1 protein-coding gene is annotated in these 12,325 nt (G+C 75.9%); it reads left to right on the forward strand.

From position 1 onward, the window contains the following. The first annotated feature begins 62 nt into the window (after window positions 1–62). Window positions 63–12,302 carry an amino acid adenylation domain-containing protein gene (locus tag ACLJQE_RS21255; protein ID WP_410641042.1) on the forward strand — a complete coding sequence of 4,080 codons (12,240 nt, stop codon included), beginning with the start codon at window positions 63–65 and terminating at the stop codon, window positions 12,300–12,302. Window positions 12,303–12,325 lie beyond the last annotated feature (23 nt).

Here is a 12,325-nt window from a genome sequence, read left to right on the forward strand (position 1 = left end):
TTTGCGGTTTGCCAGTCGCGCGCTCCCGATACTGGCGGCCCGCACCGCTCGAGAGGAGTGCCGTGAACCCCGAGACCGCATTGCCGCTGACTGCCGCGCAGGCCGAGCTGTGGCGGCGCTGTGTGCGCGAGCCGGGCAACGCGGTGTTCAACGTCGCCGGGTTCTACGACATCCGCGGCCCGCTCGACACCGGGCGGTGGACCGCCGCGGTGCGGGCCATGCTCCGGGAGGCCGAGTGCCTGCGTGTGGTGTTCACCGCCGGGGACGGCGAGCCGCGGCAGCTCGTCGTGGCCGCCGAGCCCGACGTGGTGCTGCTCGACCTGACCCGCGAGGCGGCCGACGCGTGGATGCGGGCCGACCTGCGCACCCCCTTCGACCTGACCGCACCCCTGCTCCCGCGGTGCGCGTTGCTCCGGGTCGCCCCCGGGCACCACCTGTTCTACCTGTGCGCGCACCACCTGGTCTCCGACGGCTTCAGCCAGGGCCTGCTCTTCCGGCGCGTCACCGAGCTGTACGACGCCGCACCCGATGGGCACGTCCTGCCGCCCCTGCGGCTGCTTGTCGACGACGACGTCGCCTACCACGCGGATTCCGCGCGCCACGAGCGCGATCGGCTGATGTGGACGGACCGGTTCCCGCACGTCCCCGAGCCGACGACGCTGTCGGCCCGGGCCCCGGCACCCGCCGCCGACTTCATCCGCGAGTCCGTGCGGCTGCCCGCCGAAGCCACGGAGAAGCTGAAGGCGGCGGCGTGGGACGCCCGGGTGGCGCTGCCCGAACTGCTCATCGCGGCGACGGCGGCCTACGTCCAGCGGATGGCGGGCACCACGGACGTCCTGCTGACCCTGCTGACCACCGCCCGCAAGGGCGCGGCGGCGCGGTCCGTGCCCGGCATGGTGGCGAACTCGCTGCCGCTGCCCGTGCCGGTCCGGCCGTCGATGACCCGCGGGGACCTCGTCACCGCGGCGGCGGCGGAGATCCGGCGGACCGTGCGGCACCAGCGCTACCGCGGGCAGCGGGTGCGCGACCACGTCGGCCTGTCCGGCGACCCGCGCCCGTTCGGCCCGACCGTGAACATCCTCGGCCTGGGGGCGGAACGCACCTTCGGCGGCTGCCGCGCCACCGCGCACGAGCTGTCCACCGGCCCCGTCGACGACATCGAGTTCATCGCGGGCGAAACCCCCGCCGGTGACCTCGCGGTCAACGTCAACGCCAACCCGGCGCGGTACCGCCAGGACGAGCTCGCCGCGCACGCCACCCGGTTCGTGGCGTTCCTGGCCGACCTCGCCGGCCTGGGCCCGGACGAGCCACTGGCCCGCCTCGACGCCGGGCCGGTGACCGGGCACCCGGCCGGTGCGCGCCACGAGGTGACCGGTGCCGGCGAGCTGCTGGGCCGCATCGACGACGTCGCCGCCGTCGCGCCGGAGACGGTCGCGGTGACCGACGACGACGGCACCTGGTCCTACGGCGAGCTCCGGGACTTCGCGGCGGCCGTGGGCACCGGGCTCGCCGGGGCGGGCCTGCGCCGGGGTGGGGTGGCCGGGGTCTTCGCCGGTCCCGGCTGCGAATTCACCGGGGCGGTCCTGGGCGTCTGGAGCGCCGGCGGGGCCTACGTGCCCGTCGACCCGGACGGCCCGGCCGAGCGGGCCGCCGGGATGCTCGCCGACTGCGGCGCCCGGTGGCTGGTGACCACCGAACGCCTGCGCGCACGGGCGGAGGCGCTCGCCGCCGCGGTGCCCGGCTTGCGCGTGGTGACCGGACGCGGCCCGGCCGGTGCTTTCCCGCTGGTGCCCCGGACTGCCGACGACGCCGCCTACGTGCTGTTCACGTCCGGCTCGACCGGGCGGCCCAAGGGTGTCGTCGTGGCCGACGGCGGCATGGTGAACCACCTGCAGGCCAAGGTCGACGCGCTCGGCTTGTCCCTTGTGGACAGTGTGCTGCAGAACGCGCCGCTGACCTTCGACATCTCGGTGTGGCAGATGTTCGCGCCGCTGCTGGTGGGCGGCCGGGTGCGGGTCGTGGGGTCCGGGCTGCGGGCGGACCCCGGCGCGTTGTTCGGCTTGGCGGCCGCCGAGCGGCTCTCGGTGGTCGAAGTCGTCCCGTCCGTGCTGCGCACCGCCCTCGACGTCCGCGACGTGGCCCTGCCGGACCTGCGCTGGCTGGTCGTCACCGGCGAGGCGTTCCCGCCGGACCTGCGCGACCGCTGGCTGACCCGCTTCCCGCACACCGGCCTGATGAACGCCTACGGCCCGACGGAGTGCTCCGACGACGTCACGCACGCCGTCCTGAGCTCCGGCGGCCCGGTGCCGATCGGGCTCCCCGTCCGCAACACGCAGCTGTACGTCCTCGGCCCGGAGCTGCGCCCGGTCCCGCCGGGGGTGGCCGGTGAGCTGTACGTCGGCGGCACCGGCGTCGCCCGCGGGTACGCGGGCAAGCCCGGTCCGACGGCCGAGCGGTTCGTCGCGAACCCGTTCGGGCCGCCGGGAGCGCGGATGTACCGCACGGGCGACCGGGTCCGCTGGACCGGCGAGCTCGAGTACCTGGGCCGCGTCGACGACCAGGTGAAGGTCCGCGGCGTGCGGATCGAGCCGGGCGAGGTCGAAGCGGCGCTCCGCGCGCTGGACGGCGTCCGCGACGCCGCCGTGGCGCTCCGGCGCGACCCGGCGGGGCAGGCGGCGCTGGCCGGCTACGTCGTCCCGGTGGCCGCGTTCGACGCGGCCGCGGCGCGGGCGGCGCTGGCGCGGAACCTGCCCGCCGCGCTGGTGCCCGCGGTGCTCACCGTCGTGGACCGCGTGCCGGTGGACCGCAACGGCAAGGTCGACCGGCGGGCGCTGCCGGAGCCGGTCTGGCCGGTCCGCGGCGACCAGCCTCGGAACCCGCGCGAGGAGATCCTCTGCGGGATCTTCGCCGACGTCCTCGGGCAGCCCGCGGCCGGGATCCGCGACAGCTTCTTCGCACTCGGCGGGCACTCCCTGACGGCGACCCGGCTGGTGGGCCGGATCCGCGCCGTGTTCGGGGCCGACCTGCCGGTGTCGGCGGTGTTCGAGCACCCGACGGTGGCGGGACTGGCCGAGACGTTCGGCGCGACGGCGTCGTCCCGCCCGCCCCTGCGCGCGGCCGACCGGCCGGCCCGGATCCCGCTGTCGTTCGCGCAGCGGCGCCTGTGGTTCCTCGACCAGCTCGGCGAAGCGGGTTCGGCGTACCACGTGCCGACGCTGCTGCGGCTGTCCGGGCCGGTCGACGCGCCGGCCCTGCGTGCCGCGCTGGGTGACGTCGTCGCCCAGCACGAAAGCCTGCGCACGGCGTTCCCGGTCGACGGCGGTTCGCCGTACCAGCACGTCTTCGACCCGGCGGCGGCCCGCGAACGGCTGCCGCTCGACGTCGTGCCGATCACGGACGGCGACCTCGGCGCCGCCACGTCGGAGTTCCTGCACCGGCCGTTCGACCTGGCCGCCGACCTGCCGCTGCGGGCCCGGCTGTTCCGCCTGCCGGCGGGGGACCACGCGCTGCTGCTGGTCGTCCACCACATCGCCGGGGACGCCATGTCGTGGGCGCCGGTCGCCCGCGACCTGGTGACGGCGTACCGGGCCCGTGCCGCGGGGGCGGCCCCCGACCTGCCGGAGCTCGCCGTCCAGTACCCGGACTTCACGCTGTGGCAACGGGAAATGCTCGGCTCGGAGTCCGATCCGGACAGTCCCGTGCGCCGGCAGCTGGACTTCTGGCGCGCCACCCTCGCCGGGGTGCCGGACGAGCTGGCCCTGCCGTTCGACCGGCCCCGCCCGCCGACGCTGTCCCTGGCGGGCGGCCGCGTGCCGCTGGACATCGATGCCGCGACCCACGCGGAGCTGGTCCGGCTCGCCCGGGACGCCGGGGCGACGGTGTTCATGGTCCTGCAGGCCGCCCTCGCCGTCCTGCTGGCGAACCTCGGCGGCGGCACCGACGTCCCGATCGGCACCGCGGTCGCCGGACGGCCCGATCCGGCGCTCGACGACCTGGCCGGCTTCTTCGTCAACACCCTGGTCCTGCGCACCGACGTCTCGGGCGACCCCTCGTTCGAGGAGCTGCTGGGCCGGGTGCGTGCGCTCGACCTGGCCGCGTTCGCGCACCAGGACGTCCCGTTCGAACTGGTCGTCGACGCGCTGAACCCGGTGCGGTCGCTGTCGCGCAACCCGCTCTTCCAGGTCATGCTCGTCGCCCAGGCCGAGCCGGTCGTCCCGGGGGCGGTGGCCGAGCGGGTGCCGACCGGGACCGCCAAGTTCGACCTGCTCGTGGAGTACCAGGAGCGCTACGACGCCGGGATCCCCGCGGGCATCGAGGCCTCGTTCGAGTACAGCGCGGACCTGTTCGACCACACCACCGCGAACGGGATCGCCGCCCGGCTGCGGCGCGTGCTGGCCGCCGTGGTCGCCGGTCCGGCGCAGCGCGTCGGCACGTTCGACGTCCTCGAACCGCACGAGCGCGAACTCGTCCTGCGCGGCTGGAACGCGACGAACCACCCGGTGCCGCCGGTGACCGTGCCCGGCCTCGTCACCGCCCAGGCCGCGGCGACGCCGGACGCGACCGCGGTCGTCTTCGAGGGCGAGCAGGTCAGCTACGCCGACCTGACCGCGCGGGCCGCCCGGCTGGCCGGCCGGCTGACGGCGGCGGGCGCCGGGCCGGAGACGGTGGTCGCGGTGCTGCTGCCGCGGTCGGTGGACCTGGTCGTCGCGCTGCTGGCGGTCCTGCACTCCGGTGCGGCCTTCCTGCCGATCGACCCCGAGTACCCGGCCGAGCGCGTCGCGCACCTGCTCGCCGACGCCGCTCCGGTGGTCTTGATCGACAGCGCGGGCCGGCCGGGCCCGCTGCCCTCCACAGTGGACCCGAAGCTGCGACGGCTCGACGTCTCGGCGGCGCCGGGGGAACCGGGGGAACCGGAGGCCGCTCCGCCCGTCCGCGTGCCCGGCTCCGGCGCGGCCTACCTGCTCTACACCTCGGGCTCGACGGGCAAACCCAAGGGCGTCCTGGTGCCGCACGCGGCACTGGCGAACCGGCTGCTGTGGATGCGGGACGCCTACGGGCTGTCCTCTTCGGACCGCTTCCTGCAGAAGACCTCGTGCGGCTTCGACGTTTCCGTCTGGGAGTTCTTCCTGCCGCTGATCACCGGGGCGACGCTGGTCGTCGCCCGGCCCGGCGGGCACCGCGATCCCGCCTACCTGGCCGAGGTGATCCGCCGCGAAGGTGTCACCGACGTCCACTTCGTCCCGTCGATGCTGCGGGAGTTCCTGCCCGAAGCCGCCGGCACCGGGCTCCGCCGCGTGTACACCAGCGGCGAGGCGCTTTCCGTGGCGCTGCGCGACGAGGTCCACCGGACCCTGGACGCCGGGCTGCACAACCTCTACGGGCCGACCGAGGCCGCGATCGACGTCACCGCGTGGACGTCGCCGCCCGGCGCGGTCACCACCGTCCCCATCGGCCGTCCGGTGTGGAACACGCAGGCGTACGTGCTCGACGAGCGGCTGCGGCCGGTGCCGCCCGGCGTGGCGGGCGAGCTGTACCTCGGGGGTGTCCAGCTGGCCCGCGGCTACCACGGGCGCCCGGACCTCACCGCGGAGCGGTTCGTGGCCTGCCCCTTCGGCGAGCCGGGCGCGCGGATGTACCGCACCGGCGACCGCGCCCGCCGGAACCGCGACGGCGAGCTCGAGTACCTCGGCCGCACCGACCACCAGGTCAAGATCCGCGGTGTCCGCGTCGAGCCCGCCGAGGTCGAGGCGGTGCTGCGCGAGCACGACGGCGTCGCCGACGCCGTCGTCGTGGCCCGGACGGCCGCCGGGGGAGACCGGCAGCTCGTCGCCTACGTCGTGGGGGAGGCCGGCCAGGAGACCCTGCGGGCGCACGCCGCCGGCGCGCTCCCGCACGCCATGGTGCCTGCCGCGTTCGTCGTCCTCGACCGCTTTCCCCTGTCCCCGCACGGGAAACTGGACCGGGCGGCGCTGCCCGAGCCGCCGGCGGTGCCGATCGGCCGCCCGCCCCGGACCCCGCGGGAAGCGGCACTGTGCGAGGTGTTCGCCGAGGTGCTCGGCCTGCCCGCGGCCGGCGCGGACGACGACTTCTTCCGGCTCGGCGGGCACTCGCTCACGGCCACCCGGCTGGTCGCCCGGATCGGCGCGAAGCTGGGGGCGGAACTGACGATCCGGGACGTCTTCGACGCGCCCACCCCGGCGGCGCTGGCCGCGCTCTTGCCCGGCGAGGCCCCGCCGGCCGGGCCGCGGCGGCAGGCGGTGCCTGCCGAGTGGACCGGCACCGCGGTCCCCGCCGAGACCGCGACCCTGACCGAACTGTGGGGCGAGCAGGTCCGGCGCTGGGGTGCCGACCGCATCGCCGTCACCAGCGGTGAAGCGGAACTGAGCTACCGCGCCCTCGACGCGCGGGCCAACCGGCTCGCCCGGCTGCTGATCGCCGAAGGCGCCGGGCCCGAGCGGCTGGTCGCCCTCGCCCTGCCGCGGTCGGCGGACCAGGTGGCCGCCGTCCTCGCGGTGCTCAAGACCGGCGCGGCGTACCTGCCCCTCGACGTCGATCACCCGGCCGGGCACCGGGACCACGTGCTGGCGGACGCGCGGCCCGCACTGGTCGTCACGACCACGGCCGTCGCGCTGGACGGCCCGCGCCTGCTGCTCGACGACCCCGAGGTGCGGGCCCGCCTCGCCGCCCTCGAACCCACCGACCCCGGGGTGACCGTCCGTGCGGGGAACCTCGCCTACGCGATCTACACGTCCGGGTCGACCGGCCGTGCCAAGGGCGTCCTGGTCACGCACGGCAGCGTCGTGGGGCTCTTCCGCGCCACGGCGGGCCGGTTCGAGTTCGGCCCGGACCAGGTGTGGAGCTTCTGCCACTCGTACGCCTTCGACTTCTCCGTCTGGGAGCTGTGGGGTGCGCTGCTGCACGGCGGCCGGGTCGTCGTCGTGCCGCGCGAGACCGCGCGCTCGCCGTGGGACCTGCGCAAGCTGCTGGCCGCCGAGCGGGTCACCGTGCTCAGCCAGACGCCGTCGGCCTTCCTGCAGCTCGTCGCGGGTGACGGCGCCGAAGAAGACCTTTCCGTGCGCACGGTGGTCCTCGGCGGCGAAGCGCTGCAGACCGGCAAGCTGGCCGGCTGGTTCCGGCGGTCCGCGGACGGCGCCCCGCAGCTGGTCAACATGTACGGCATCACCGAAGGGACCGTCCACGCCACCTACCGGCTCCTGGACGCGGCGGCGACCGGGAGCCCGCTCGGCGGCCCGCTGCCCGGCACGCGCGTGCACGTGCTCGACGACCGGCTCGAACCCGTCGGCACCGGGACCACCGGTGAGCTGTACCTGGCCGGACCGGGCCTGGCCCGTGGCTACCTGAACCGGCGGGGGCTCACGGCCGGGCGGTTCGTCGCCTGCCCGTTCGGGCCCGCGGGTGAGCGGATGTACCGGACCGGGGACCTCGTCCGCTGGACCGCCGCGGGCGAGCTGGAGTTCGCCGGCCGCGCCGACGACCAGGTGCAGATCCGCGGCTTCCGCGTCGAGCCGTCGGAAGCCGAGACCGTGCTGGCCGGGCACGACGCGATCGGCGAGGTCACCGTCGTGGCCCGGCCCGACGCCCGCGGGGAAAACTGCCTGGTCGCCTACGTCGTCCCGGCCGGCGGACGGCCACTCGACACCGGGCACCTGCGGAAGTGGGCCGGGCACCGCCTGCCGGAACACCTGGTGCCCGCCGCGTTCGTCGTCCTCGGCGCCCTGCCGCTGACTGGCAACGGCAAGGTCGACCGGGCGGCGCTGCCCGCGCCGGAGTTCGCGGCGGGCACCGGGCTCGCGCCGCGCTCACCCGCCGAGGAACGGCTGTGCACGCTGTTCGCCGAAGTGCTCGGCGCCGAGCGCGTGTCGGCCGACGACGGCTTCTTCGGCATCGGCGGGCATTCGCTGCTCGCCGCGTCGCTGGTGCGGAAGGTGCGGGCCGAATTCGGGGTCGAGCTGGGGGTGCGGGCGCTGTTCGAGGCACCCACCCCCGCCGAGCTGGCCGCCGTGGTCGTCCGGACCGCCGCGGAAGTCCCGGCCCGGAACCCCCAGCCGGGTGCGCGGCCGGAGCGGCTGCCGCTCTCGCCGTCGCAGGAACGGATGTGGGCCGAGCAGCGCATCACGGGCCGGTCCGCGGCGTACCACATCGCGGCCGCCATCCGGCTCTCCGGCGAGCTGGACCGCGGCGCCCTGCACGCGGCGCTCGCGGACGTCGTCGCCCGGCACGAGAGCCTGCGCACGGTCATCGCCGAGACGGACGGCGTGCCGCACCAGGTGATCCTCGACGCCGTCCCGGACCTGCCGGTGGTGGCCGTGGCGGAAGCCGAGCTGGACCGCGAGACGGCGGCCTGCGCGGCGCGGCCGTTCGACCTCGGCCGCGACCTGCCGATCCGGGCCCGGCTGTTCGCCCTTTCCGGCACCGAGCACGTCCTGCACCTCGTCGTGCACCACCTCGCCGCCGACGGCTGGTCGCTCGGCCCGCTGGCGAGCGACCTCTCCCACGCCTACGCCGCCCGCGTGCGCCTGGAGTGTCCTCAGTGGACTCCGCTGCCCGTGCAGTACGCCGATTACGCGCTCTGGCAACGCACTCTGGACCTGAGCGGCCAGGAGGCGTTCTGGCGCGAAGCGCTCGACGGGCTGCCGGAAGAGATCCGCCTGCCCGCGGACCGGCCGCGCCCGGCCGCGGCCACCCGGCGCGGTGACGTCGTGGCCTTCCGGGTGGAGCCTGCCCTGCACGACGCCGTCACGGCGCTCGCGGCGGCGAGCGGGACGACCGCGTTCATGGTCGTGCACGCCGCGCTGGCCCTGCTGCTCGCCAAGCACGGCGCGGGCACGGACATCCCGATCGCCACGCCGGTCGCGGGCCGGTCCGCCGGCGGCCTCGACGACCTCGTCGGCCTGTTCGTCAACACGCTGGTGCTGCGGACGGACCTGTCCGGCCACCCGACGTTCCGGGAGCTGCTGGCCAGGGTGCGCGAAGCCGACCTCGCCGCGCTGGCCCACCAGGACCTGCCGTCCGGGCGGGTCGCGTCGCCGTTCCAGGTGCTGCTCGCGTTCCAGAACGCCCCCGAGCCGCGGCTGGACCTGCCCGGGCTCACGGCGACCGCGGTGCCGGTCGCCTCGGGCACCGCCAAGTGCGACCTCGCCTTCTCCTTCACGCCCACCGGCGACGGCCTGCAGGGCTACCTGGAGTTCGACACCGACCTCTTCGACCGCGCCACCGCGCAGGCGCTGGCCGATCGGCTTCTCCGGCTCCTCGCCGCCGTGACGGCCGCACCCGGTGCGGTGGCCGGGACCGTCGACCTCGCCGACGGCACCGGCGCCGGCGGAGCACGCCGGGAGCTGCCCGCGTGCACCGTCCCCGGCGTGTTCGAGTACCAGGCGAGCCGGGCCGGCGAGCGGCTCGCGGTGCTCGGCGACGGCACCGAAACCGGCTACGCCGAGCTGGACGAGCGGGCGAACCGCCTGGCGCACGGGTTCATCGGCGCCGGAGCCCGCCCCGAACGGGTCGTGGCCCTGCTGCTGCCGCCGTCGACCGGGCTGGTCGTCGCGGTGCTGGCCGTCCTCAAGGCCGGCGCGGCCGTGCTCACCGTCGACCCGGCCTACCCGGAGGACCGCATCGCCCACCTGCTGCGTGATGCGGAGCCGGTCCTCGTCGTGACGCCCGAAGTCCTCGACGACCTCGAAGCGCGGCCGGCCTCCTCGCAGGCACCGACCGACGAAGACCGGCTCGCGCCGCTGACGCCGGACAATGCCGCGTACGTCGTCTACACCTCGGGCTCGACCGGGACGCCGAAGGGCGTGGTCGTCCAGCACCGCAACGTGATCGCGCTGGTGGCCGACCACCACCGGCGGTTCGGTCTCGGGCCGGGTACCCGGGTGCTGCAGTTCGCGCCGCTCGGCTTCGACGCCGCGCTCGGCGAGCTCTTCGCGACCCTGCTGACCGGTTCGGCGCTGGTCATGCCGTCGGCGGGCGAACGCGTCGCCGGCGAATCCCTCGCCCGGCTCGTCGAGGACACGCGCGCGGGCTTCGTCGTGCTGCCGCCGGCGGTGCTGGCCACCGTGCCGCGGTTGCCCGAGGGCATCACGCTGGTCGTGGCCGGCGAGGAGTGCCCGGCGGAGCTCGCCGTCCGCTGGGCGCCGGGCCGCCGGATGGTGAACGCCTACGGCCCCACCGAGACGACGGTCACCGTCACCGTCACCGAGCCGCTCGCGCCGGGGACCGCGGTGACCATCGGCCGTCCCCTGGACAACACGACGGCCCGGGTCCTCGACCCCTGGCTCCGGCCGGTGCCCCCGGGCGTGCCCGGCGAGCTCTACCTGGGCGGTGCCCAGGTGGCCCGCGGCTACCGCGACCCGGCGCCGACCGCGGCCCGGTTCGTCGCCGACCCGTTCGGCCCGCCCGGGGCCCGGCTCTACCGCAGCGGCGACCTCGCCGCGTGGACCGGCCGCGGTGAGCTGCGCTTCCTCGGCCGCGCCGACCGGCAGGCGAAGATCCGCGGCTTCCGCGTCGAGCCGGGCGAGGTCGAGCACGCGCTCACCGCGCACGACGGCGTCACCCAGGCCGCCGTGATCGTTCGCTCCGGGCGGCTGCTGGCCTACGTCACCGGGGACGCGGATCCGGTGGCGGTGCGCGAAGACCTGCGTGCCCGGCTGCCCGGGCACCTGGTGCCCGCGGCGGTCACCGTGCTGGCGGAACTGCCGCGGACCCCGCACGGGAAGCTGGACCGCGCCGCGCTGCCGGACCCCGTGTTCACCACCGGGACCGCGGCCGGGGACACCGATGCGGAACAGGCGTTGTGCGGCGTCCTCGCCGACGTCCTCGGGCTGGCGTCCGTCGGCGCCGACGACAGCTTCTTCGACCTCGGCGGCGACAGCATCACCGCGTTGCAGGTGGTCGCGCGGGCCCGCCGGGCCGGCTGGGCACTGACCCCGCGGGACGTCCTGCTCGCCCGCACCGCGCGTGGCATGGCCGAGGTCGCCGGACCGGCGCTCGCGCTGCCGCGGGTGGACGGCACCGGCCCCGTCGGGCGCACGCCGATCGTCGCGTGGCTGCGCGACCACGGCGGGCCGGTCGCCGGGTTCAACCAGGCGATGGTGTTCAGCACGCCGTCCGGCGCCGATCCGGACCGCCTCCGTGCGGTGCTGCAGGCCCTCGTCGACCACCACGACGCCCTGCGGCTGCGGGTGACCGGGGACTGGGAGCTCCAGGTACGTCCACAAGGGACGGTTCCGGTCGACCTGCGCCGGGTCACCGGTTTCCCGCCCGAGCTCGAACGGTACGGGGCCGCGGCCCGTGCGGAGCTGGACCCGTGGGAAGGCGAGGTGCTGCGGGCGGTCTGGTTCGACGCCGGTGCCCGGCCGGGGAAGCTCCTGCTGGTGCTGCACCACCTCGTCGTGGACGGCGTCTCGTGGCGGATCCTGCGGGAGGACCTGGCGGCGGCCTGGCACGGCCGGGAGCTGCAGCCGGTCGGGACGCCGTTGCGGCAGTGGGCCGAGCTGCTCGCCGCGGCGAAACCGGACGAGGCGGAGTACTGGCAGTCGGTCCACAGTGGACCGGATCCGGCGCTCGGTCACCGGCCGCTCGACCCGGGCCGCGACACCGTGGCCACCGCCCGGCGGCTGCGGCTGGAACTGACGGCGGAGCAGACGGCGGTCTTGCTGGCCCACCCGCACGCCGACGTCCGGGAGCTGCTGCTGACCGCGCTCGCCGACGCGCTGGGGCGGCCGCAGCTGGTGGCGCTGGAAGGCCACGGCCGGGAGCAGCTGGTGGACGGAGCCGACCTGTCCCGGACGGTCGGCTGGTTCACCAGCGTGTACCCCGTCCGGCTCGAGCCCGGCGGCCTGCGCCGCACGAAGGAGCTGCTGCGCGCGGTGCCGGGCAACGGGATCGGCTACGGCATCCTGCGCCACCTCGACCCGGATTCCGGCCTGGCGGAGCTGCCGGTACCGCAGATCGGCTTCAACTACCTCGGCCGGTTCGCCGCGGCCGCGGACGGGGAGTGGGCCGCCGAGCCCGCCCCGGTGCCGGAAGCGGACCCCGGCATGCCACTGGCGCACGCGCTGGCGGTCAACACGGCGATCGAGGGCGACCGCCTGGCGGCGGAGTGGATCTGGGCCCCGGCGCTGACCGGCGGTGGCGAGCTCGCCCACCGCTGGCTGACGGCGCTGGAGGCCCTGCTGACGGCGGTCCCGGAGGCGGGACCGGCCGAACTCACGTTGACCTCACTCGGCGACGACGAGCTGGACGAGCTCGCCGCCGGACTCGCATGGGAGGAATCGCTGTGACCGACCGAGGATGGCGGGAGAAC

It is taken from the genome of Amycolatopsis sp. lyj-346, assembly GCF_046548975.1.
In the GTDB taxonomy this organism is placed as follows: Bacteria; Actinomycetota; Actinomycetes; order Mycobacteriales; family Pseudonocardiaceae; genus Amycolatopsis.